At 68.4% G+C, this 22,680-nt stretch carries 18 protein-coding genes and 2 tRNA genes; 13 read left to right on the top strand and 7 right to left on the bottom strand.

Translation table 11 applies throughout. The features are described from left to right. Window positions 1-870, bottom strand: a complete 870-nt coding sequence (locus IFSED24_RS09230; protein WP_491334929.1) for an alpha/beta fold hydrolase — start codon at window positions 868-870, stop codon at window positions 1-3. Further along, on the bottom strand, window positions 867-1,676 hold the full coding sequence (locus tag IFSED24_RS09225) for an MBL fold metallo-hydrolase (RefSeq protein WP_491335042.1): 810 nt from the start codon (window positions 1,674-1,676) through the stop codon (window positions 867-869). Before IFSED24_RS09225 ends, IFSED24_RS09230 begins: the two co-directional genes overlap by 4 nt. 147 nt (window positions 1,677-1,823) lie before the next feature. Between IFSED24_RS09225 and IFSED24_RS09220 the strand changes: the two genes are divergently transcribed. The 7 genes from IFSED24_RS09220 (at window position 1,824) to IFSED24_RS09190 (ending at window position 9,477) form a co-directional block, all read left to right on the top strand. Further along, window positions 1,824-3,545, top strand: coding sequence for a tetratricopeptide repeat protein (locus tag IFSED24_RS09220; protein ID WP_491334928.1), 1,722 nt, complete (start codon window positions 1,824-1,826; stop codon window positions 3,543-3,545). After that, window positions 3,542-4,579 (top strand): hypothetical protein, encoded by a 1,038-nt coding sequence (locus IFSED24_RS09215; protein ID WP_491334927.1) that lies wholly within the window; start codon window positions 3,542-3,544, stop codon window positions 4,577-4,579. The genes IFSED24_RS09220 and IFSED24_RS09215 overlap by 4 nt, the downstream gene beginning before the upstream one ends. Window positions 4,580-4,703: 124 nt before the next feature. Next, a complete protein-coding gene (gene gltX, locus IFSED24_RS09210; protein ID WP_491334926.1) occupies window positions 4,704-6,194 on the top strand; it encodes a glutamate--tRNA ligase in 1,491 nt (496 codons plus the stop codon). Window positions 6,195-6,215: 21 nt separating this feature from the next. Continuing rightward, the gene (locus IFSED24_RS09205; RefSeq protein ID WP_491334925.1) at window positions 6,216-8,312 is read left to right on the top strand and encodes a phage holin family protein; all 2,097 of its coding nucleotides are present in this window, start codon (window positions 6,216-6,218) and stop codon (window positions 8,310-8,312) included. Between the two features lie 45 nt (window positions 8,313-8,357). Continuing rightward, window positions 8,358-8,431: transfer RNA gene (locus IFSED24_RS09200), tRNA-Gln, on the top strand. An 11-nt stretch (window positions 8,432-8,442) separates the two neighbouring features. Next, a tRNA-Glu gene (locus IFSED24_RS09195) sits at window positions 8,443-8,518 on the top strand. 56 nt (window positions 8,519-8,574) lie between these two features. After that, window positions 8,575-9,477, top strand: a complete 903-nt coding sequence (locus IFSED24_RS09190) for an alkaline phosphatase family protein (protein ID WP_491334924.1) — start codon at window positions 8,575-8,577, stop codon at window positions 9,475-9,477. 78 nt (window positions 9,478-9,555) lie between these two features. On the opposite strand, the gene IFSED24_RS09185 is transcribed toward IFSED24_RS09190, so the two are convergent. Together IFSED24_RS09185 and trxA are read right to left on the bottom strand one after the other, a co-directional pair. Further along, entirely contained in the window at window positions 9,556-10,449 is an 894-nt protein-coding gene (locus IFSED24_RS09185) for a sulfatase-like hydrolase/transferase (RefSeq protein WP_491334923.1), read from the bottom strand. Between the two features lie 126 nt (window positions 10,450-10,575). Continuing rightward, on the bottom strand, window positions 10,576-10,899 hold the full coding sequence (trxA, locus tag IFSED24_RS09180) for a thioredoxin (RefSeq protein ID WP_491334922.1): 324 nt from the start codon (window positions 10,897-10,899) through the stop codon (window positions 10,576-10,578). Window positions 10,900-11,190: 291 nt separating this feature from the next. On the opposite strand from trxA, the gene IFSED24_RS09175 reads away from it, so the two are divergent. Continuing rightward, on the top strand, window positions 11,191-12,552 hold the full coding sequence (locus IFSED24_RS09175; RefSeq protein WP_491334921.1) for a sigma-54 interaction domain-containing protein: 1,362 nt from the start codon (window positions 11,191-11,193) through the stop codon (window positions 12,550-12,552). A gap of 146 nt (window positions 12,553-12,698) precedes the next feature. Here IFSED24_RS09175 and IFSED24_RS09170 read toward each other — a convergent pair whose 3' ends face one another. The 3 genes from IFSED24_RS09170 to pepT all read right to left on the bottom strand — a co-directional run bounded on the left by IFSED24_RS09170 (window position 12,699) and on the right by pepT (window position 15,697). Then, on the bottom strand, window positions 12,699-13,562 hold the full coding sequence (locus IFSED24_RS09170; RefSeq protein ID WP_491334920.1) for an SPFH domain-containing protein: 864 nt from the start codon (window positions 13,560-13,562) through the stop codon (window positions 12,699-12,701). A 147-nt stretch (window positions 13,563-13,709) separates the two neighbouring features. Beyond that, window positions 13,710-14,177, bottom strand: coding sequence for a hypothetical protein (locus IFSED24_RS09165; protein WP_491334919.1), 468 nt, complete (start codon window positions 14,175-14,177; stop codon window positions 13,710-13,712). 260 nt (window positions 14,178-14,437) lie between these two features. Continuing rightward, window positions 14,438-15,697: a peptidase T gene (gene pepT / locus IFSED24_RS09160; protein ID WP_491334918.1), complete on the bottom strand. Its 1,260-nt coding sequence runs from the start codon at window positions 15,695-15,697 to the stop codon at window positions 14,438-14,440. 216 nt (window positions 15,698-15,913) lie between these two features. Between pepT and IFSED24_RS09155 the strand changes: the two genes are divergently transcribed. The 5 genes from IFSED24_RS09155 to IFSED24_RS09135 all read left to right on the top strand — a co-directional run bounded on the left by IFSED24_RS09155 (window position 15,914) and on the right by IFSED24_RS09135 (window position 22,677). After that, a complete protein-coding gene (locus IFSED24_RS09155; RefSeq protein ID WP_491334917.1) occupies window positions 15,914-16,900 on the top strand; it encodes an arsenic resistance protein in 987 nt (328 codons plus the stop codon). Window positions 16,901-17,025: 125 nt separating this feature from the next. After that, window positions 17,026-19,035 (top strand): OPT family oligopeptide transporter, encoded by a 2,010-nt coding sequence (locus IFSED24_RS09150; RefSeq protein ID WP_491334916.1) that lies wholly within the window; start codon window positions 17,026-17,028, stop codon window positions 19,033-19,035. Between the two features lie 75 nt (window positions 19,036-19,110). After that, the gene (locus tag IFSED24_RS09145) at window positions 19,111-20,250 is read left to right on the top strand and encodes an acyltransferase family protein (RefSeq protein ID WP_491334915.1); all 1,140 of its coding nucleotides are present in this window, start codon (window positions 19,111-19,113) and stop codon (window positions 20,248-20,250) included. A gap of 85 nt (window positions 20,251-20,335) precedes the next feature. Continuing rightward, on the top strand, window positions 20,336-20,824 hold the full coding sequence (locus tag IFSED24_RS09140; RefSeq protein ID WP_491334914.1) for a YchJ family protein: 489 nt from the start codon (window positions 20,336-20,338) through the stop codon (window positions 20,822-20,824). Further along, entirely contained in the window at window positions 20,773-22,677 is a 1,905-nt protein-coding gene (locus tag IFSED24_RS09135) for a hypothetical protein (protein ID WP_491334913.1), read from the top strand. The genes IFSED24_RS09140 and IFSED24_RS09135 overlap by 52 nt, the downstream gene beginning before the upstream one ends. Window positions 22,678-22,680: the final 3 nt, after the last annotated feature.

Here is a 22,680-nt window from a genome sequence, read left to right as displayed (position 1 = left end):
TCAATACCACTCCTCGCCACGCACCCAGACGATGATCACCGAGGCGAGGTACGTGGGCTTCTCGAGCATCAGGTAGTGTCCGGTCCCCTCGATCCGCTTGAACGACAGCACGCGGGCGGTGCCGTAGCCGTATTGCTCGAGGTAGTGCTGCTCGTACCCGTCCTCGGGCAGGTAGGCCTCGCTGCCGATGATGAGCATGGGGACCGACTGCAGCGGCAGCTGGGGCGTGAGATCCCAGTCGAAGCTGCTGAGCAGGAGCGAGGTCAGGGTCGTGCTGTCGGTGCGCAGGGCCATGTCGATGGCGCGTTGGTTGATTTCGGGGGAACGGCTGATCTCCAGGTAGCGCGAGGCCACGAAGCGGTCGTAATCCTCCAGGAGAGCCTCGGCCACGGCGACCTTCTCCTCCTGCGAGGCGAGCTGGCGCGGCCCGGCGTCGATCACCACCAGCCGCTGCACGTCGGCAGGGTGTTCGAAGGTGTACTGCATGGCGATCATGCCGCCGAGGCCGTGACCGACCAGCGTGGGATAGATCAGGTTCTGGGCGGCCATCCACTCGCCGAGGGCCGCGATCTCGCCCTCGAGCGAGGGGTCGGCCAGGGGTGGGGTCTCGCCGTGACCGTGCAGTTCGTACGTGTAGACCTTGAACGCGTTCATGAGGTACGGCTTGAGCTCGTCCCAGATGGTGGCGTTGGCGCCGAGGCCGTGGATCAGCACGAGCTCGTTCTCGCCGTGTCCCTCTATCCACGCGGGGGCGTCGGGGTCGTCGCCACGGATGGTGTCCGGTCCGGCGTCCTGGGCCATGGCCGCACCGGTCAACAGGACGAGGAGGCCGAGGGTGGCGAGGAAGCGTTTGCCGATCGAGGTCGTCACGACGTGGACTCCGTTTTCTCGTCGAGGGTGAAGCAGTCGCCGTCCTGGGCAGCGGCGCAGGCGATGCCGGTGGCCCCGGCCACGGTCCGCTCGGGAGCCTGAGCCGCGACGAGGGGGTACAGATGGGTGAGAACCACCCGACCGGGCCGTGTGTTCCGGACCAGCTCGATGATCCGGCTGGGTGAGAGGTGTCCGTCCACGGCGAGAGCGTCCGGCGTGGAGCATTCGGCCAGCAGTAGATCGCAATCCCGGGCCGCCGCGTCGAGCGTGGGGCAGGGGCCGGTGTCTCCGGTGTAGACCAGGCGCCGGCCGGCGGCATCCTGGAAGCTCCAGCCCAGGCAAACCTCTCCGAAGCGGCGTTCCCCATGCCTGGCCAGGAAGGCCTCGGCCCGACCGCCGCCGTCCAGCACCAGACCCTGTCCGGGATCGACTTCGTTCACGTGGACCTCGCGGCAGCGGGGCTGGAGCCATTCACCGTAGAGGCGCCGGAGCCGGTCCAGGAGCCCGGCGGTGCCCGGCGGGCCCACGATCTCGAGCGGGGCGGTCTCGCGGGCGAGGACCGAATGCAGCGCGAAGAGCAGTGGGGCCAGATCGGCGGTATGGTCCAAATGCAGGTGCGACAGCACGACCGTGCGGACCGAATCCACGTCCTCGGGAGCGCCGGGTTGGCGGACCAGGCGGACGAGGGCGCCCGGGCCCGGGTCCAGCAACAGGCCCTGGCCGTCGATCTCGACCCAGTAGGCGGCCGGACCATGGCTCGCGGTGGGAACGGCGCCGCCGGCGCCCAGAACATGCAACCTGATCATGATGTGCAAAGGAACGGCATCGCGCGGGAACGTCAAGGTCCGGTGTGGTTTTCAAGGGGGGAACTGGACAGTCCGGCGCCGGCTACCTAGACTCTGGGGGGGCGCCACTGGTGGTGGCGCCTCCGTCCAGTGCCCCAAGGAGTGAGCATGCCCCGATCGATCCCGACACCCATCCGGCTGCTGCTGTTCCTGGCGCTCGCCGTCGTGCCGGCGATGGCGCAGACCGACCGTCAATCGCAGCCCTCGTTCTCGGTGGATTCGGGTCTGACCCCCGAGCAGACCGACGAGGCCAAGATCTCCGAACTCAATCAGAGGATCATGGAGATGCAGGCCAGGGGCGAGACCGGTCCGGCGCTCGCCGATCTCCTCAACGACCTGGGCGTGGCGCACGCCCAGCGCGAGGAATGGGCGCCCGCCCGCGACGCGTTCATCCGCGCGGTCCAGGCCAAGCCCTACGATCCCGATTTCCACCGGAACCTGGCGCTGGTGTTCCTGCGGCTCGAGGACTACGAGCTGGCCATCAGCGAGCTGCAGGCCTACCGCGACACCGGAGGGCCGGTGGCCCTGGACGCCTATCGACTCCTGGGCAATGCGCACCTCAAGGCCGGCGACCAGGCCGCGGCGCGCCAGGCGTACACCGACGGCCTGGAGGCCCTGGGCCGGGCGCCCTCGGCCGAGGTCTGCCGGCTGGCGCTGCTCTTGGCGGGGCTCGAGAAGGACCAGGGCGACGGCCAGGCCGAGCGGCGGACGCTCGAGACCTGGTTGCCCTACGCGCAGAAATGGCGCGAACAGGCCGAGGCCGAGCAGTCCCTCGACGGGCTGGCCGAGGCCGAAGCCATCGAGAACAACCTGCTGATCCTCTACATCCAGGACGGACAGATCCTCGAGGACTCGGGGATGTACGTCGAGGCCGCCGAGCTCTACGAGCGCGCCTACCAGCTGGCTCCCGACCGGGACGAGCTGCTGCCGCGCATCGCCGGGGCCTGGCTCGCCTCGGGCGACGCCCTCAAGGCGCGGGTCACCGCACGGCTCGGCCGCCAGGACCATCCCGATCGGCCGGGAGCCTGGCTCGCCACCGCCAAGGTCTACGAGGGCGAGGAACGGCTCCAGGAGGCGCTGGACGCCTACGTCAAGGCCTACGAGATCGCCCCCGACACGCCTGGCCTGCGCCTGAAGGTGGGCAACCTCTACATGAAGCTGGGCCAGGCCGCCGAGGGTCGGAAATACCTGGTGGAGGCCATCAAGGCGCCGGACACCCCCACCGAGGTGGTCTTCAACTACGGTCTGAGCCTGATGCGCGAGGGGAAGTTCGCCGCGGCCACGGCGCCGCTGCAGCGCGTCACGAGCGAGGCCCCGGAGTTCGCCGGCGGCTGGCTGGCGCTGGCCCAGTGCTACCACTCGCGCAAGATGTACGCCCAGGCCGTGCCCGCCTACCAGCAGGCCCTGGCGCTGCAGCCCGATGCCAAGACCGCCTACAACCTGGGGGTCTCCGCCGGGCGCGCCAAGCAATGGGACACGGCCGTGGCCGCGTATGATCAGGCTCTGGAACTCGCGCCGGAGAACACCGAACCAGCGTACAACCGGGCCGTGGCCCTGATGCAGGCTGGGCGCCTGGAAGAAGCCGAGCAGGCCTTCGCCGCCTACCTCGCGCAGGATCCGCAGCACTACAAGGCCAACCTCAACCACGGCGTGGTCCTCTACAAGCTCGACCGCTTCCAGGAGGCGGTGGACGCCTACAACCTGGTGCTCGAGATCAAGGAGACCGCGGAGGCCTGGGACAACATGGGACTGGCCTACAAGGCCCTGGGCCGCGAGAAGCGTGCCCAGCAGTGTTTCAAGGAAGCCAAGAAACTGCGGGGTGAAGCATGATGCGCAGCGTCCTGATCGCGGGCCTGCTGGCCGGGACGGCCCTGGCGGCCGACCTGCCCCACCATCCTGCCGAACTGGCGCCGCTGACCCTCGAGAGCACCTTTCCCCGCTTCACGGCCGAGGAGCTGGCCGCGGCGGGCTACCCCGACCACATGCACGTCCACGCCTACCCGGGCTTCCAGCCGTTCGTCGACGACGAGGGCCAGACCTATGGACCGCGCAGCCTGGCCAGGGGCACCCTGGTCCTGCCGCGGCCCGACCTGCTCATCGACCCCGCCGCCATCCGTTACCGCGGCCTCCACATGTCGTTCAATCCAGGCTACGACCCCTCGCACATGCTGCCCATGATCGAGCTGCTGGACTGGGCCCGGCGGGATCTGTCGACCCTGCTGGGCCACGACCGCAGCGATACCCTGCGCATCGTCAATCCCGACAACCTCGACCACTACACCGAGCTGACCGGCTTCCAGTTCCACCGCCTGTACCAGCAGCAGCCCGACGGCAGCTACATCATCGAGCCGGTGCCCATCCTGCGCGCCCGCGGCCTGGACGCCCACGCGGCGCATCACCTCATGGCGACCTGGCTGCTGGCCGACCTGACCGCCGGCGCCTCCTTGCCGCAGTGGCTGCTCCAGGGGGTCGGCTGGTATCTCAGCGAGGAAGGCACCTCGTTCCTGAACTATCTCGCCATGTACCGCGCCGAGCGGGCGGTGATCCTGACGCCCGACGCGGCCGAGGCCATCCTCGCCGGCCCGCCCGATCCCGACAAGGAGACCGACAAGGTGCAGTACCGCACCGCGGGCTACACCGCCTTCCTGATGGCCTGGGAGCTGGTGGAGAACCGGGGCGGACTGGATCCTCTGCGCGAGCTCCTGACCCGGATCGGCAAGGGCGAGGACCCGGACACGGTCTGCAACGAGCTCTACGGCGACGATCTTGCCGGCCTGGCCGCCGAGCTCGACCCCACCCGTCGTCTCGAGCCCGTGGGCGAGGCCGTGCTGCCAAGGGTGGTGACCCGACCCCCGTCGCCCTGACCCCGCTTGCCGCCCGACTCCAGGTGTACTATAAACGAAGCGCCCCCGGCCCCGGCCGGGGGCGCACCGCTACGTCATCCGGCCCGGGCGGCCGCGGCCGCCCCAGCGAGAGGTTCCTCGGTCCATGAGCCAGCACCAGGTCCGCGTCCGCTTCGCACCCAGCCCCACCGGCTACCTCCATGTCGGCGGCGCCCGCACTGCCCTGTTCAACTGGCTGTACGCCCGCAGCCAGCAAGGCGTCTTCGTCCTGCGGATCGAGGACACCGACCAGCAACGCAGCACCGAGGAGTCCACCGCGGCCATCCTGCGCGGCATGGAGTGGCTGGGCCTGGACTGGGACGAGGGCCCGGGCAAGGGCGGCGACTGCGGGCCCTACGCCCAGAGCGAGCGCCTGGACATCTACCGCGCCGCGCTGGCCGAGCTGCGGGCGACGGACAAGGTCTACCGTTGCTACTGCACCGAGGAGGATCTGGAGCGCCGCGCCCAGGCCGCCAAGGACGGCGGCGGCCACTGGGACGGCTACGATGGGCACTGCCGCCAGCTCGGCGCCGAGCAGGTCGCCGCCCACGAGGCCGAGGGGCGCGAACCCGCCTGGCGCCTGCGGACCCCGGACGAGGGCGTGACCTTCTGGTACGACATCGTCGTCGGCAAGCGCGAGTTCCAGAACGAGGTGCTCACCGATCGCGTGGTCTTCAAGGCCGACGGTTTTCCCACCTACAACTTCGCCGTGGTGGTGGACGACCACGAGATGGGCATGACCCACGTCCTGCGCGGCGACGACCACGTCAGCAACACGCCGCTGCAGCTCCTGATCTACCAGGCCCTGGGCTGGCAGCCGCCCAAGTTCGGCCACATGCCCATGATCCTCGGCCAGGACAAGAAGCGGCTCAGCAAGCGTCATGGCGCGGTCTCGGTGGAGGAGTTCCGCAAGCTGGGCATCATCCCGCAGGCCATGGTGAACTACCTGGCACTGCTGGGCTGGTCCATCGGCGCGGCCGGCGACGAGGTCCTCACCACCGACGCCCTGATCAAGAAGTTCTCGCTCAAGAAGGTCAACTCGAGCCCCGCGGCCTTCGACTACGACAAGCTCGAGTACATCAACAGCCAGCATCTCAAGCGCCTCGACGCCGCGGGCAAGCGCGCGCTGGCGCTGCCCCTGCTCGCCGAGCGCGGCTGGCACTACGACCCCGCCTGGCAGGTGCCCGGGGTCGCGGGTCACGAGGATTACGTCGATCGGCTGATCGCCATGCTCGGCGGCCGGTTCTCGAGCCTGCGGACCCTGCCCGAGCAGCTCGGCTTCTTCTACGCCGAGGACTTCGCCGTCGACCAGGAGGCCTGGGGCCAGCACGTGGCCACCGACACCGGCCGCCAGCGCCTGCAGGAGCTGGCCGACGCGCTGGCGCAGGGCCTGCCCGCCGGCGAACCGGCCCCGGCGGCCGCCTACGAGGAGGTCGTCCGGCAGCTGGCCGAGGCGCAGGCACTCAAGGCGGGCGACCTGATCCATCCGGCCCGGGTGGCGCTCAGCGGCCAGGGTCGCAGCGCCGGCATCTTCGAGGTGATGGAGGCGGTGGGCCGACCACGCGTGCTGGAACGATTGCGCCGCGCCGCCGGCTGATCTTCCGACGAGAGGGAGGATGTGAAGCGATTCTGGGGCATCCTCGGCCGCTACGTCCTGGTCTGGCTGGTCTACGTCCTGGCCCTGCTCCTGGCGACCAGCATCTTCCCGGGCCTGTACTTTGACACCACGTCGCGCACCTGGTGGGTGGTGGCGCTGTCGGTGCCGGTGGAGTTCGCCGCGCTGATGATCCTGCTGCGGCCGTTAATGCTGTTCCTGACCCTGCCGTTGAACTTCATCACCCTCGGCCTGCCCTCGCTGCTGTTCAACGCGCTCATCCTCAAGTGGACCGCGGACATGAATTCCAGCCTCGTGGTGACCAGTTTCCACGACGCGTTCCTGGGCGTGCTGGTGATGACGGCCACGGCCACGGCGATCATCGGCTGGCTCGGTCTCGACGAGGCGTTCCCGCTGGTGCAGACCCTGATCTACCGGGTGGGGCGGCGCTGGGGTCCGCGCCAATCCCTGGGTGCGCACCGGGGCCTGATGATCCTGCAGATCGACGGCCTGTCGACGCGCGCCCTGATCCGGGCCATCCGCCGCGGCCGGTTGCCCATGCTGTCGGCGCTGCTGGCCAGCGGCAGCCATCGCCTGCAGCGCTGGCACTGCGGGTTGCCCTCCAATACCCCTGCGGTGCAGGCCGGACTCTTCCATGGCAATCGCTGGGACGTGCCGGGGTACCGCTGGTTCGACCGCGCCGAGCAACGCTTCAAGGTGGTCAGCAACCCGGCCACCGCGCGCCAGCTTGAGGACCGGGTCGAACTGGCGGGGAATCCGCCGCTGTTGGCGGGCGGGTCGTGCATCAGCTCGCTGCTGTCGGGCGGGGCGGCCAAGCGCCTGTTGACCATCAGCGCCCTGTCCGAGCTGCGCGGCAGCCGGCGCGACGAGCAGGCCGATCTGAACCTCTTCTATCTCAGTCCCCACGCCTACACCAAGGCGGTGCTCTCGGGGATCTGGGACTATCTGGGCGGCCTGACCATGGGCACGCTCGGCCTGCTCCGCCGCCGGCGACCCCGGTTGCAGGGGCACGTGCTCAAGCTGGCCCAGGGCGCCATGACCAACGCGGTCCTGCGTCAGACCAGCTTCTTCTGGCTGCGGCAGGACATGGTGCGCGGCGTGCCGGTGATCTACAGCAATTTCGTGGGCTACGACGACGTGGCCCACTTCTCCGGTCCCGACGACTACGAGGCCCAGGTGGTGCTGGCCTCGTTCGATCGCGGCCTGCGCAAGTTGCGCCGTTTCGCGCGCCGGCATGCCGCGGTGGACTACGAGGTGCTCCTGCTGAGCGATCACGGCCAGACACCGTCCGAACCGTTCCGCCTCCTCTACGGCCGCTCGCTGGGGCAGGTGGTGGCCGATCTGGCCGGGCAGGTGGTGGACCAGGGCGCCTCGGCCGGCGATGCCGCCTACCTCGACGTGCTGCTCCGCGAGACGGCCTCGGGAGGGGCGCAGCAGGGCTGGGCGATCCGGCGCGGCCGGCGGACCCTGGATCACATCCGCGATCGCCGGGGCACGGGAGCGGACCAGGAAGCGCGGGCCCATCGCTCGGTGCCTGCAGACACGCCTCCGGACGAGGCCGCGGAGATTCCCGAGATCGCCGTCTGCGTCTCCGGCTGCCTGGCCCACCTGTACCTCAAGGGTTGCGATCGCCGCCTGGTCCTCGAGGACATCCGCGACCGGGTGCCCGGCCTGGTGTCGGCCCTGACGGCTCATCCGGGCATCGGCCTGGTGGCGGCGGTCCTCGACGGCGGCGAGGCGGTGGCCATGGGTCGCGGCGGTCTGCGGAATCTGACCACCGGCGAGGTGGTGGGTGTCGATCCGCTCTCCGCTTATGGCGATCCCCAGATCTGGGCCCCCGAACTGGCAAGGCTGGTGTCGTATCCCAGCAGCGGCGACCTCGTGCTCAACGGGACCTGGCTCGCCGATCGGCGCAAGGTCGTGGTCTTCGAGGAGCAGACCAGCAGCCACGGCGGACTCGGCGGTCCCCAGACCGAACCCTTCGTCCTGATCCCCCGCAGCTGGGCTACGGCCCAGGCCGACCTCTCCGCTCCAGAATCGCTTTATTCGCACATTCGGGCCAATCTACCGCAGATTCCGGGGTCAGAAAAATCCGATTAAGAACTTGCAAGGTCCCAGACCGCTGCCTATATTCAGCGCCACGATTGCCCGGTCGTTCAACGGTAGGACAGCTGACTCTGGATCAGTCGATGGGGGTTCGAATCCTCCCCGGGCAACCACGAGCTATCGTGGCCCGTTCGTCTAGTGGCCTAGGACGCTGGCCTCTCACGCCGGAAACACGGGTTCGAGTCCCGTACGGGCTACCACTTGCAAGAGGCTTCCCGCTCGCGGGGAGCCTCTTGTGCTTGTTCTGGAGCGCATCATGAAGGCACCGGACCGGGTCGCCCTGCTCTTCGTCGACGGCTTCGGCTGGGGCGCGCCCGATGCTGCGGTCAATCCCGGCTGGAGCTACGGCGGTCAGCGGCTGCGGCTGCCGGCGGTTCCGACAGACGGCCGGCCGATCCTGCTGGAGAATGGCGCCTGGGCCCGTCCCGTCGACGCCTGCCTCGGCGTGCCCGGCCTGCCCCAGAGCGCCACCGGTCAGACCGCGCTCTTGACCGGCATCAATGCCCCCGCGGTGCAGGGGCGCCACCTGGCGGGATTCCCCGGGCCCACCCTCCGCGAGGTCCTGCTCGAGCACTCGCTCCTGAAGCGGCTCCGCGAGGCCGGCCGCCGCCCGGTGTTCTTCAACACCTTCCGCTCGCCCTTCTTCGCCTGGCCCCGCGAGCGCCAGCTCCGCATGTCCGCCACCACGGTGGCCAACCTCGCCGCCGATCTGCCCTTCTTCGATGTGCCCGACATGGCCGCCGGCCGCTCGCTCTTCCAGGAATTCACCGGGCATGAGCTGCGGGCGCTGGGTTTCGAGGCGCCCCTGCTCTCTCCCGCCGAGGCCGGCGCCATCCTCGCGCGCAACGTCCCCGAGTACGACTTCCTGCTCTACGAGTACTTCCTGACCGACAAGGCGGGCCACACCGCCGAGCGCGACCGGGCCGAAGCCGAACTGCGGCGCCTCGACGAGTTCCTCGGCGCCATCCTGGCCGGGCTCGCGCCCGACACCCTGCTGCTCTGGTGCTCCGACCACGGCAACCTCGAGGATCTCACCGTCAAGACCCACACGCGCAACCCGGTGCCGCTGCTGGCCTGGGGGCCGGGGGCCGAGGCCTTCACCGCCGGTGTCGAACGCCTCGACCAGGTCGCGCCGGCCATCCGCGCGCTCCTCGCCTGACATGAGCGCGCCGGGACGAGAGGTCCCGGCGCGCGTGATCCGTCTGTCGGTGGTTGCTGATCGGCGGTCCCGCGCCGACTAGGGCTTGGCGCCCTCCAGGTAGAAGACCTGGAACACCTTCTCGTGGAAGATGGGCCCGTGCCCGAAGTAACCGTCCTCGCCGAACAGCTCGCCGTGGTCGCTCATGATCATGAAGTAGGTGTTGTCGGGGCAGCGCTCGAGGAAGCGGCCCACCACGGCGTCGAGGTGCTCGACGCAGGCGATCTGCTTGTCGTAGAACGCCTGGAACTGCTGCGGCGTGAAGAACTCGTCCTCCTGGCGGCCCTCGAGGAACTCGCCCGGGTTCTTGAGGAACTCGTCGAGCGACTTGAAGATGCCGTGCACGCCCGAGAGGTGGGGCAGATCCTGGGCCGATTCGCCGGGCAGCAGGTACGGGTAGTGGGTCTCGCCGGTGTTGACGAAGAAGAAGCTGGGCCGGTCCTCCTTGAACTCGAGGCGGTCGCAGATGGCCTGCAGGTCGTTATGCGACGGGGCCAGCTCGTAGCGGTCGAAGTGGGTCGACATGCTGGTCATGGGATTCAGCACCGGCAACGAGACCCAGCCCTCGCACCAGTAGCCCTGGGCCTTGAGGAAGGCGGGCAGGCTGAGCTGGGGCACGAACGCCTTGAACTCCACGTCGGGGATGTTGAGGCGCTCGGACCAGGAGGCGAACTCCTCGCGGTAGACGTTGGAGGCGAACACGCCCTTGGGGCTGGTGTGGGGAACCATGCCCATGAGGAAGGTGTAGTGGCTGGGGCTGGTCCAGCTGGCGTAGCTGTAGCGGGGCTCGGCTAGACCGATGCGGTCGAGGTTGGGCGTGCGGGCCGCCTCGTAGGCGTCCCAGCGGCAGCTGTCGAAGACGATGAACACGACGTTGTTGGGCTTCTTGTCGCCGCCGAGGGCCTTCTTGATGCCATCCAGGAAACCGGGCATGGTCGTGTCGCCTTTCGCAGGGAGCCGCAGGAGGTGTCGTGTCCAATCTGATGTTCCGGACGCCGATACGCAAGACCGCCGGCGCAGATGACGCCGGCGGTCCTGGATCGGCTGGTATGTGGCGGACTAGAGCGACTTGTCCAGGGCGGCGGCCAGGTCGCCCTTCTGCTGCAGGCCCACGAAGCTCTCCACCACCTCGCCGCCCTTGAAGAGCATCACGGTGGGGATGCCGCGGATCCCGAACTGGGCCGCCAGCTGCTGGTTATCGTCGACGTTGACCTTGCCCACCTTGATCTTGCCGTCATAGTCGGCGGCCAGCTCCTCGATCACCGGCCCGATCATCTTGCAGGGGCCGCACCAGGGGGCCCAGAAATCCACGAGCACCGGGGTGCTGCTCTTGAGGACCTCGGTCTCGAAATTCTTGCCGTCGAACTGCATGGTCTGACCCATCTCGCACCATCCTTGATTTGGCCGCCGTGGCGGCGATTGTTGCAGGGTATCCCTGCGTTGATTCAATCGAGTCCCAACATTGCAGGGGTGATGCCAGAACCAGAGTGGGATGGCCATTATATTGGAAATCCATAAACACATCTATGGCAAGGACTTGTGATGTATCATGGAGTTGCTCATGTGAGCAATGCCGTCACGGTCATGTGAAAGCGCTGTTCTTGCAACAATAATGATGCAACATAATAGTTGCATGCAACGGTACGGTGGATATACTGTGAGCGGAGGTCGATCATGTCCGAGACGCCGCCCCGCTACGCCAGCCTGCTCATGGATCTGGATATCGTCGCGTTCCGCACCATCGCGGCCGTGCTGCGCGAGGGTCTGATCCTGCTCGACGATGCCTTGCGGATCGTCGACCTCAACCCCGCCGCCGAGCGCATTCTCGGCCGCCCGCTGGAGGAACTGGCCGGTCTGCAGGCCTGCAGCCTCTTCGGCGAGGGGGACTGCCCGCGCGACATCCTGGCGCGCAGCCTGCAGAGCGGCCGGCCAATCCTCGACTTCCAGACCACGGTACGCCTACCCGGCGCGCGGCGCGGCGACGTCCTGCTGCGCAGCGCGCCCCTGGCCCGCAGCGGCGGCGGCACCGGCGGCGTGGTCCTGATCCTGGGCGACGTGACCGACGAGATCCGCCTGCGGCGGGCGAGCGAGATCCGCGACCATCTGGGCGGCCTGGTGGGCCACGACCGCCGCATGCGCCAGCTCTACGACCTCATCGAGCAGGTGGCGCCCAGCCTGGCCACCGTCCTGATCCGCGGCGAGAGCGGGACCGGCAAGGAGCTGGTGGCGCGGGCGCTCCACGAGCGGAGCCCGCGCGCCAGCGGCCCCTTCGTCTCGGTGAACTGCTCGGCCCTGGCCGAGACGCTCCTCGAGAGCGAGCTGTTCGGGCATGTGCGCGGCGCCTACACCGGGGCCACCACCACGCGCCGGGGCCGCTTCGAGGAGGCGTCGGGCGGGACCATCTTCCTCGACGAGATCGGCGACGTGAGTCCGGCGGTGCAGGTCAAGCTGCTGCGGGTCCTTCAGGAACGGGTGATCGAACGGGTGGGCGAGGGGCGCCCGCGACCGGTGGACGTGCGGGTGGTGTCGGCTACCAATCGCGATCTCGAAGCCTTGCTGGCTTCGGGTCGGATGCGGGAAGATTTCTATTACCGCATCAAGGTCGTGCGCCTCGAGATCCCGCCGCTACGCGAGCGTCGCGAGGACATCCCGCTGCTGGTGGAGCATCTGCTGGGGCGGCTCGGGCAGAGTGCGGTCGCGGTAGCGCCCGAGGCCATGAACCTGCTCATGCGGCACGACTGGCCGGGCAACGTGCGGGAACTGGAGAACGCCCTCGAGCATGCGCTGGTGCTCAGCCGGGGCGGGCAGATCGAGGCCGCGCACCTGCCGCCGGAGGTGGGGGTGACGGCAGGTTTGCCGACCGCACCGAACAACCTGCGGGAGGTCGAGCGCGGCAGTGAGCGTGAGCGCGAGCTGCTGCGCCAGGCGCTCGAAGCGGTCGGCTGGAACAGGACCCGTGCCGCCCGCAGACTGGGCATCGACCGCACGACGCTGTGGCGCAAGCTGAAGGAGCATCGTCTCGCACCGGCGGAGTGAGGATTCCGGACCCTGAGGGTTGGCCGACGAGGCATGGTTTCCTCGGGGCCGTGGTAAAGCTGATCGGCCCCGAGGCGCCGGCCAGGAAAGACGAAGCGGGCCCGGGATCCGTCCCGGGCCCGCCGCCGCTGTCGGGGGACAGGCGGCTAACCGCTGACGCCGGTGTTGACCACCGGCGTGGCCGCATGGTCGCTGCAGAGCACCACGAGCAGGTTGCTCACGAGGGCCGACTTCTGCGCCGGCTCCAGTTCCACGATGCCCTTCTCGTTCAGCTCGCTCAGCGCCATCTCCACCATGCCCACGGCGCCGTCGACGATCTTGCGCCGTGCGGCCACCACGGCGCTGGCTTGCTGGCGTTGCAGCATGGCGTGGGCGATCTCCTGGGCGTAGGCCAGGTGGCTGAGGCGCGCCTCGATGACCGACACGCCCGCACGGCCCAGGCGCTCCTGCAGCTCATGCTGCAGGTCCTCGTTCACCTCGTCGGTGGCGCCGCGCAGCGTGACCTGGTCCTCGGGGCCGTCGTAGGCATACCGGCTGGTCAGGTGGCGCACCGCCGACTCGCTCTGCGTCATGACGTATTCCTCGTAATCGTCGACGTCGAACAGGGCCTGCGCCGTGTTCTCCACCTGCCACACCACCACCGTTGCGATCTCGATGGGGTTGCCGTCCAGGTCGTTCACCTTCAGGCGGTCGCCGTTGAGGTTGCGGGCGCGCAGCGAGATCTTGGTCTTGGTGAAGAAGGGGTTGGCCCAGCGGAAGCCGTTGGTCTTGCAGGTGCCCTTGTACTCGCCGAAGAGCAGGATCACCGCCGCCTCGTTGGGATTGACGACGAAGAACCCGACCGTGACCAGGATGTTGGCCAGCAGCCCGGCGATCGACACCAGGAGCGTGGGGATGCTCTCCAGGCGGATGGCGTTGACGAACAGGAACAGGACCACCAGGTAGGCCAGGATGTTCAGGAACAGCCAGCCCCAGCCGGTCATGGTCTTCACGGTCTTCTCGCGGTGCATCGGGACCTCCTCGCAATGGCGGCGACGCCTGGTCTTGGTCGTCTCGGTCGGCACTACCCAGGGGGAACGCTCATTGTTCGGGAGGATGTTCGGGGAAAAGCGAAGCGCCCGGCAAGGAGCCGGGCGCTCGTAGGGATTACTGCGCGCTTACTTGTTGCTGGCCGTCTTGGTGTTCGTTGGGTCGGCCTTCTTCTGCTCGTCGGCCTTCTTGAAGGCGGCCGGGTCGCACTTGGTGGGGTCGCAGCTCTTGGGATCGCAGCCGGGCTTGCAGGCCTCGGCGGTCTTGGTCTCGGCGGCCTTCTTGGCCTCGGCGGCCTTCATGGCGGCGGGGTCGCAGGCCTTGTTGCAGCCGGGCTTGCAGCCCTCGGCGGCCTTGGCGGCGGCGGCCTTGGCGTGCGCGCACTTGGCGGGGTCGCAGTTCGCGGCGTCCTTGCACTTGGCGGGATCGCAGGCCTGGGTCTTGTCACAGGTCTTGGCCTTGTCGCAGGTCTGGGCCTTCTGGCACTGCTCGGTGCTCTTGGGGCTGGCCGGCTTCTTGTCGTCGGCGATGGCGCCCGCGGCCAGGAAGGCCACGAGGGCGAGGATGCAGAGGGCGATGGTGGCAATGCGCTTCATACGTGCGGACCTCGGGGTTGGGAGTGGGTCGATTCGGAACGAACAAGTATAGGGCACGCGCCGGTCTGCCGAAATCAAAAACGACCGCCAGAGACTGATATCCATTGTCGTTCAACGTCTTGCGCGTCCGTGGCCGGCAGGCCGTAGGCTGCGGAAACAGCGCCGTCGGGGCGAAGTTCCCCCTTTTTGCTGGGATCATGACGAAGGCCGCGCCCCGGGACGGAGCGCGGCCTCGTATTGCGGATCCGGCAGGCGATCGCCTAGGCTTCCTTCTCCCGCCACACGTCGATCAGGTGCAGGATCGTGTCGGTGGCCAGCTCCATGTCCTTGACGCAGATCCACTCGGTGTAGCCGTGGAACGACTGCTCGCCGGTGAAGATGTTCGGCGTGGGCAGGCCGCGCGCGGAGAGGTTGGAGCCGTCGGTGCCGCCGCGGATCGAGCCGCGATGGGGCTTCAGGCCGACCCGCTCGATGGCCTCCATGGCGTAGTCCATGGCGCGGGGCTCCTTCTCCAGGTCGTACTTCATGTTGCGGTAGTACTGCTTGATCTCGACCTCGCACTTGGCGCCCGGCCAGTCGGCGATGGCGGCCTCGGCGTGCTTGCGGATGAGGTCGGCCTTGACCGGGAGCTGCTCCACGTCGAAGTCGCGGATCAGCAGCGTGACCTCGGTCTCGCTGGTGTTGCCCTTGATGCCGATGGGGTGGATGTAGCCCTGCTGACCCTCGGTGGTCTCCGGGGCGCCCTCGCGCGGCAGGCCGGCGATGAACGCGCCCGCCAGCTTCACCGACGGGATCATCTTGTCCTTGGCGTAGCCGGGGTGGATGTCGCGGCCGATGAACTTCACGATGGCGCTGTCGGCGCAGAAGGTCTCGTCCTCGACCTCGCCGCGCATGCCGCCGTCCATGGTGTAGGCCACCATCGCGCCGAACTTCTCGATGTCGAAGTGCTTGACGCCCTGGCCCACCTCCTCGTCGGGGGTGAAAGCCACCTTGACGGGGCCGTGCGTCCAGTCGGGATTCTCGTGGATGCGCGTCAGCGCCTCCATGATCTCGGCGATGCCGGCCTTGTCGTCGGCGCCGAGCAGGGTGGTGCCGTCGGCCGTGATGATGGTCTCGCCGATGCAGGTCTCGAGATACGGGTTCTCGCCGGCCTTGATCACGATGCCGTTCTTGGGCAGCGCGATGTCGCCGCCCTGATAGTTCTCGTGGAACGTGGGCACCACGTTCTCGCCCGAGACCTCGGGATAGGTGTCCATGTGCGCGATGAAGGCGATGGCCGGGACCTTCTCGCAGCCGGCGGTGGCGGGCAGCGAGGCGGTCACGTAGCAATGCTCGTCCACCGCGGCATCGGCCAGGCCGATGGCCTTCAGCTCGTCCACCAGGATCCGGGCGAGGTCGAACTGGCGCTCGGTGGAGGGGTAGGTGTCGCTTTCCTCGCTGCTCTGGGTGTGGACCTTGGCGTAGGCGACGAAACGGTCGACGAGGTGGGGGAACGGCGAATCGGCTTTCCGCTTGAGCATGATGGGCCTCCAGCTCCGAATCGTGAAACCGGGTGGCCTGGACAAGCCACCCTGGGACTCGTTCTGATCGGTTCCATGATAGTGAGCGCATCCGGTCTGGGCAAGGCGCATGCCTGCCTGGAGGCCGCGACTGGCCGATCCACGCGCGATCGCCGCTAGGCGGTCGCTGTAATATGCGTATATCCTGATCGCCGATCGTCAACCAACGGAGGCGTCATGATCTGGACGGCACTCGGTTATCTGCAGCGCAAGCTCGTCTGGGCCATCCCGCTGGCCATGGTGCTGGGATTGATCCTGGGCGCCACCAACGATCCCCGACCCCTGCGGACCTTGATCCTGCCGGTGACCATCCTGATGATCTACCCCATCATGGTCACCCTCGACCTGCGCAGCCTGGTGGCCCGCTGCCACTGGCAGCTCCTGGTCCTGGTCCAGTTGCTGAACCTGGTCCTGCTGCCACTGCTCGGCTGGGGGCTGGGACGCCTGTTCTTCCCCGACCATCCGCTGCGCGCGTTCGGGCTGCTGCTCATGGCCACCCTGCCCACCAGCGGCATGACCATCTCGTGGACCCGGTTCGCCGGCGGCCAGGTGGCCGCCGCCGTGAAGATGACCGTGCTGGGCCTGCTGCTGGGCAGCCTGCTGCTGCCCTTCTACGCCACCCTGCTCATGGGGCAGTCGGTGTCGCTGGATCTCCTGGCCACCGTCGAGAAGATCCTGCTCGTGGTCTTCGTGCCGCTGGTCGCCGGTCTGGCCACCCAGTGGCTGCTGCGCCGGCGGTACGGGGACGAGCGCTTCAACCGGCAACTCAAGCCACGATTTCCCACGCTCTCCACCCTGGCCGTGCTGGCGATCATCGTCATCGCCATGGCCCTGCGGACCCGGGCGATCCTCGCGCAGCCCGCCCAGCTGCTCGCGCTCCTGCCACCGCTTTTGGCCTTCTACGTGGTGGCCTACCTCGTGACCACCCTGGCCGGACGCTGGCTGTTGCCGCGGTCGGAAGCCGTGGTCCTGGTCTTCGCCACGGTCATGCGCAACCTCTCGCTGGCGCTGGCGCTGGCCATGACGGTGCTCGGGCCCCAGGGCGCCGAGGCGGCGCTGGTGGTGGCCGTGGCGTACCTGATCCAGGTCCAGTCGGCGGCGTGGTACGTCGGCCGGGCCGACCGGCTGCTGGGCATGCCCTGCCCCGGTGATCTGGCCGACTGACCTGCGTCCGGTCGGCACATGCGGCTTGTTTGTGAAGAATCCGTTTGATACGTTTCCCGGGTTCGCGAGCGGCCCCGGGCCGCGAACCAGGCGATTCCCATTCCTGCCCCCGACCGGAGGTCTCCATGGACGTCACCGGCAGCGCCAAGAGCTTGCCCGAGAATGCATACCGGAAGCTCGAACCCGGCGAGGAGTACACTCCCGTCGTCCCGGCCGAGAAGATCGTGCCGGAACTCACACCGTTCGCCCTGCTCTGGGGTCTGTTCTATGCCGCGCTCTTCTCGGCGGCCTGCGCCTACCTCGGCCTGAAGATCGGTCAGGTCTTCGAGGCGGCCATCCCCATCACGATCCTGGCCATCGGCCTCAGCAGCGCGCTGGGCAAGAAGGACGCGCTCCAGCAGAACGTGATGATCCAGTCCATCGGCGCCGCGTCGGGCGTGGTGGTGGCGGGCGCCATCTTCACCCTGCCCGGGATCTACATCCTGGGCCTGGCCGAGCAGACCAACTTCGTGCAGATGTGCCTGGCCTCGCTTCTAGGCGGGTTCCTGGGCATCCTGTTCCTGATCCCGTTCCGGCGCTACTTCGTCAAGGACATGCACGGCGAGTTCCCGTTCCCCGAGGCCACCGCCTCCACCGAGGTGCTCATGGCCGGGGAGGCCGGCGGCGGCCAGGCGAGCGTGCTGATCAAGAGCGGCCTCTTCGCCGCGGGCTACCAGCTCCTCTCGCAGACCTTCGGCTTCTGGCGGGAGACCTTCTCCACCACCGCCTTCGCCTGGGGCCAGAAGCTGTCCTCGAGCGTGCGGCTGGAGTTCCACATGATGAGCGAGGCCGCCATCATGGGCCTGGGCTACATCATCGGGCTGCGCTACGCGCTGATCATCGCCTGCGGCTCGTTCCTGAGCTGGTTCGTCATGGTGCCCATGGTGGGCATCCTGGGCAAGGGCGTGACCGTGGACGGGACGCTCTACCAGCTGGCGGCCCTCGATGGCCTGGCCACCGACGAGATCTTCCGCCAGTTCGTGCGCCCCGTCGGCATCGGCGCCATCGCCATGGCCGGCCTGATCGGGGTCTGGAAGAGCCGCAGCATCATCCTGGGCGCCTTCGCCCTGGCCGCCCAGGCGGGCAAGCAGGGCGGCGGCGCCGCCGCCGAGCGCACCCAGAAGGACCTGCCCATCAACCTGACCACCAGCCTGACCATCCTGACCCTGCTGGCGGTGTTCTGCTTCTTCCTGTTCCTGGTGCCCGGCGTGAACCTGATCCAGGCGGTGGTCGGCCTGGCCATCGTCGGCTGCATCAGCTTCCTGTTCACCACCGTGGCCGCCCGGGCCATCGCCATCGTCGGCACCAACCCGGTTTCGGGCATGACCCTGATGACCCTGATCATCAGCTCGGTGATCCTGAAGGCCGTGGGCGTCCAGGGCGAGACGGGCATCGTGGCCGCCCTGCTCATCGGCGGCGTGGTCTGCACCGCGCTGAGCATGAGCGGCGGCTTCATCAGCGACCTGAAGATCGGCTACTGGCTGGGCACCACCCCGGCGGTCCAGCAGAAGTGGAAGTTCCTGGGCACGCTGGTGGCGGCCATCTCGGTCACCGCCGTGATCATGATCCTGAACACGTCCTACGGGTTCAGCGGCGAGGGCGCCCTGCCCGCGCCCCAGGCCAACGCCATGGTGGCGGTGATCGAGCCGCTGATGACCGGCCAGCCCGCGCCTTGGCTCCTCTACATGGCGGGCATCTTCATGGCCCTGATCCTCGAGTGGACCGGACTGCCCGCGCTGGCCTTCGCGCTGGGCATGTACCTGCCGCTGGAAGTCAACACCCCGGTGCTGGCCGGCGGCCTGGTTGCCCACTTCGTGGCGCAGGGCGGTTCCGAGGAGACCAAGACCAAGCGCAAGGAGAAGGGCACGCTGATGGCCAGCGGTTTCGTGGCCGGCGGCGCCATCATGGGCGTCATCGCCTCGATCGTGAAGTTCGTGGGCATCACGTCCAGCGGCGAGTCCGACTGGAGCGTGCCCCACGCCATCGGGACCCATCACTGGGAGACCATGCCGATCTCGGCGGTGGTCACCCTGGTCATGTTCTGCGTGCTGGGCTGGTTCCTCTATCACGGCGCCCGCGGCGGGGCTCGCGACTGAGCCTGCCGCTGATGTCGTCGCGTTTCAGGCGGGCCGCTCCGCGGGGGGCGGCCCGTCGCATCGGTGAGGCGAGCCATGGCCGAGATCAAGCCGCTGACCACCCTACGCGCCCTGGCGGCCCTGCTCGTGTTCCTCTACCACTACGCGGTCCTGCACGCTCCCGAGGGTGGATCCGGCGATCCCCTGCGCGCGGTGTGGGCCCACGGCTACATGGGCGTGCCCATCTTCTTCGTGCTCTCGGGCTTCCTCATCACCCGGCTCTACTTCGACAGCCTGCGCGACCGCACCGTGACGCTGCGGCGGTTCCTGGTCAAGCGGATCGCCCGGATCTGGCCGCTGTTCCTGCTGCTGGCCGGCATCCAGCACCTCGGCTCGTGGGCGCTGGGCCGCACCGCCCCGTCGGCCGACTGGCTGGTGACCATGACCATGAGCCAGGGCTGGTTCGCGGGACTGCTCTATGACGGTCTGCCGCCGGCGTGGTCGTTGACCATCGAGGAGACCTTCTACGTCCTGGTCCCGGTCTGCTGCCTCGTGCTGGACCGGCTGGTGTTCGCCGCCGGCAGGGTGCGGCAACTCACGTCCCGGCACGCGATCCGGCTCACCGGGGCGCTGCTGCTCCTGGTGGTGGCGCTGGCGGCGGCCGGAGAGCTGGCGTGGCGTCTCGCCGGCGCTCTCGACCTGCGGTGGCAAGGATTTCTCGCCGACCGCGACCACGTCTGGCGCATGACCCTGGCCGGCCGCATGCCCGAATTCGCCGTGGGGATGGCCGCGGCGTTCGTGCACCGCGATGGCCGTCTGCTGGCATGGGTGCGGCCGCGCGCGGCCGGGGTTGCGAGCGGGTCGCTGCTGATCGTCATTCTCGGCCTGCTGGCGCTCAAGGATACGGCTCCGCCGGTGGGACAGTATGTGGTGCACAACGCGGTGGCGGTGGTGGCGGCGGCGCTGATCCTGATGCTCGCCGTACCCGGACACGCGGTCGCGCGGCTGCTGGCCGTGCCGCCCCTGGTCTACCTGGGGCGCATTTCCTACGGGTTCTACCTCATCCAGGTCTCGCTGGTCAGCGAGCCGATCGAACTGCTGGCTGGGCGCTGCGGCGCCTGGCGCCTGCCGGTGCTCTTGCTCCTCTGCGTGGCGGTCTGTACGCTGCTCTACGAACTGATCGAGAAGCCCGCCAGGCGAGCCCTCGTGGCCCGCTGGGCCGAGGCCCGCGGTTGAACCGCGGCGGCTTCGTCCTTATTGTTGCCGGATTACTGTCGTCGCTACCGCCGGCCCCGTGCCGGCATGCCAGTCGAGGTGCACCATGACCTGTCCCTGCGGTTCCGGACTCGCCTACGCCGATTGTTGCCAGCCCATCATCGCCGGAACCCGGCCCGCGCCCACGGCCGAGGCCCTGATGCGGGCGCGTTACAGCGCCTACACCCAGGTCGAGACCGACTTCCTGTTGACCTCGCTGCATCCCGACCAGCGCGACGACCACGATCCCGAGGGCGTTCAGGAATGGGCCTCGAGCAGCGAGTGGCACGGCCTGGAGATCCTCTCGGCCAGCGCCGGTGGTCCGGACGATGAGCAGGGAACCGTGGAGTTCGCCTGCGAGTACACGTACGATGGCGAGCAGCGCCGGCACCACGAGGTTGCCACCTTCACCCGCCACGAGGGCGCCTGGCGCTTCGTGGAGGGCGAGCCGGTGAAGGCGCGACCCTTCGTGCGCGAGGAACCCAAGGTGGGACGGAACGACCCGTGTCCCTGTGGCAGCGGCAAGAAATTCAAGAAGTGCTGCGGCGCGGCCTGACCGTCCTGATCGCCACGATCCTGGCCGCGGGCCTGGCCCGTGCGGGAGATGAGACGCCCGATCCCGGCACCGTGCCCACCGATGGACACGTGAATCTGGAGACCCGCGACCTGGCCAGCCTGAACATCACCCAGCGCGATACGTGGTATGTCCGCGGCTTCAACAAGCTGCTGGCCCGCAAGGATCCCGCCGAGGAGAGCGCCGAGGGCAAGGCCACCCAGCATGCCGAGGCGCCCTTCCTGCCCTACGCCGGCCAGACCATCCACCGGATCCGGGTGCTCCATCGCGAGGCGTTCGGCACGGTGGCGGCCGACACCGCGGTCGCGCTCATGGAGGAGCCCGCCGACAGCCTGGTGACCCGGACCTCGCCGGTGGAGCGCCTCCTGAACTCGCTGGCCACGGGCACCCACGAGTTCGTGATCCGCCAGTTCCTGCTCTTCGCCGAGGGCGATCCGCTCGATCCCTTCGACCTCGCCGACAGCGAGCGCCTCCTGCGTGACCAGCAGTACATCAAGGATGCCCGCATCGGGGTCCTGCCCCTGGACGATCAGCCGGGAGAGGTGGACGTGCTGGTGCTGGTGCGCGACCGCTGGCCGTGGGGCGCCAAGGCCAACGTCAAGGATCAGGACAACTACGACCTGGAGTTCTTCCAGCGGAACGTGGCCGGCCTCGGCCTGAACCTCGAGGTCCAGTCGCTCTACGCGCGCCAACGCTCTCCCGAGGTGGGCTGGCGCGCGAAGGCCTCCACCACCAACCTCGGCGGCAGCTTCATCGACCTCGCCGCCGAGTTCCGGCGGACCTGGGAAAACGAGCAGACCACCGTCGATTTCACGCGCGGCTTCGCCTGGCCGAACATCCGTTACGTCGGGGGCTTCGGGGTCCGGTCGTTCATCGACAAGAACCACCCCGAGCTGCCCGACGGCGCCACCGTCCACAGCCTCACCCAGGACACCTGGTTCGGGCGCGCGTTCCAGGTGAGCGGCTCCTCGGACCCTCGTCACCGGCGGCGGCGGCTCGTGCCCGCGCTACGGGTCCTGAACACCCACTACCACGATCCGCCCCGCCAGTACGTGCCCTACGACTACTGGCGTGACCGGACGTTGTACCTGGGGCAGCTCAGCCTGGTGGAGCTGGACTACCTGACCACCAGCCTGGTCTACGGCTACGGCGAGACCGAGGACATCCCCACGGGGTTCTGGCTGGCGGCGACGGGCGGGTTCGAGTCCGGCGAGCTGGGCGACCGCGTCTATCACGGCGTTTCCGTGGCCTGGCCCCGGTTCCTGCGTCGGCACCGCTATTTCGCGCTCGACGCGTCGCTCGGCGGCTACCGGCGGCGGGGACGGTTCGAGGACGGAGTCCTCGATCTGGGGCTCTCCACGTTCAGCCCGTTGCGCCGGTACGACTACGGCCACTGGCGCCATTTCCTCTACCTACGCTACACTCTGGGCATCAACCAGCATGCCCCCAACGGTCTGCGTCTCGATCAGGCCGGCCTCCGCGACCTCGACGACGCCACGGAGGCGGGCAACCAGCGCTTGCTGGCGGCGGGCGAGTCGGTCCTGTTCTCGCCTTACTCGTTCCTCGGCTTCCGGATCGCGGCCTTCGGCTATGCGGGGGCAGGGATCATCTGTCAGCAGCGGGAACCGGTCTTCCAGCAGCGCGTGCGGGCCAATTTCGGCCTCGGAGTGCGACTCAACAACCCGAACCTCGTGCTGCCCACCGTGTCCTGCCGGGTCGGGCTGCTCAATAGCGCGGGCACGTGGGATCCGGTGGTGACCGTATCCATGGGCGATCTCGACCTCCTGCGTCAGCTGCTGCCCTCGGTCAAGCCCAGCACCCTGGCCTATCGCTGAGTC

The organism is Candidatus Latescibacter sp. IFSED24 (assembly GCF_058273205.1).
The sequence above is the reverse complement of the archived record's forward strand: the minus strand, read 5'-3'. Positions and strand labels throughout refer to the sequence as shown.

What these genes read in the sequence shown, in the direction of transcription:
- IFSED24_RS09225 (WP_491335042.1), bottom strand. Translation starts at nt 1,676, where the DNA reads ATGATCAGGTTGCATGTTCTGGGCGCCGGCGGCGCCGTTCCCACCGCG.
- IFSED24_RS09220 (WP_491334928.1), top strand. Translation starts at nt 1,824, where the DNA reads ATGCCCCGATCGATCCCGACACCCATCCGGCTGCTGCTGTTCCTGGCG.
- IFSED24_RS09215 (WP_491334927.1), top strand. Translation starts at nt 3,542, where the DNA reads ATGATGCGCAGCGTCCTGATCGCGGGCCTGCTGGCCGGGACGGCCCTG.
- gltX (WP_491334926.1), top strand. Translation starts at nt 4,704, where the DNA reads ATGAGCCAGCACCAGGTCCGCGTCCGCTTCGCACCCAGCCCCACCGGC.
- IFSED24_RS09190 (WP_491334924.1), top strand. Translation starts at nt 8,575, where the DNA reads ATGAAGGCACCGGACCGGGTCGCCCTGCTCTTCGTCGACGGCTTCGGC.
- IFSED24_RS09185 (WP_491334923.1), bottom strand. Translation starts at nt 10,449, where the DNA reads ATGCCCGGTTTCCTGGATGGCATCAAGAAGGCCCTCGGCGGCGACAAG.
- trxA (WP_491334922.1), bottom strand. Translation starts at nt 10,899, where the DNA reads ATGGGTCAGACCATGCAGTTCGACGGCAAGAATTTCGAGACCGAGGTC.
- IFSED24_RS09175 (WP_491334921.1), top strand. Translation starts at nt 11,191, where the DNA reads ATGTCCGAGACGCCGCCCCGCTACGCCAGCCTGCTCATGGATCTGGAT.
- IFSED24_RS09170 (WP_491334920.1), bottom strand. Translation starts at nt 13,562, where the DNA reads ATGCACCGCGAGAAGACCGTGAAGACCATGACCGGCTGGGGCTGGCTG.
- IFSED24_RS09165 (WP_491334919.1), bottom strand. Translation starts at nt 14,177, where the DNA reads ATGAAGCGCATTGCCACCATCGCCCTCTGCATCCTCGCCCTCGTGGCC.
- pepT (WP_491334918.1), bottom strand. Translation starts at nt 15,697, where the DNA reads ATGCTCAAGCGGAAAGCCGATTCGCCGTTCCCCCACCTCGTCGACCGT.
- IFSED24_RS09155 (WP_491334917.1), top strand. Translation starts at nt 15,914, where the DNA reads ATGATCTGGACGGCACTCGGTTATCTGCAGCGCAAGCTCGTCTGGGCC.
- IFSED24_RS09150 (WP_491334916.1), top strand. Translation starts at nt 17,026, where the DNA reads ATGGACGTCACCGGCAGCGCCAAGAGCTTGCCCGAGAATGCATACCGG.
- IFSED24_RS09145 (WP_491334915.1), top strand. Translation starts at nt 19,111, where the DNA reads ATGGCCGAGATCAAGCCGCTGACCACCCTACGCGCCCTGGCGGCCCTG.
- IFSED24_RS09140 (WP_491334914.1), top strand. Translation starts at nt 20,336, where the DNA reads ATGACCTGTCCCTGCGGTTCCGGACTCGCCTACGCCGATTGTTGCCAG.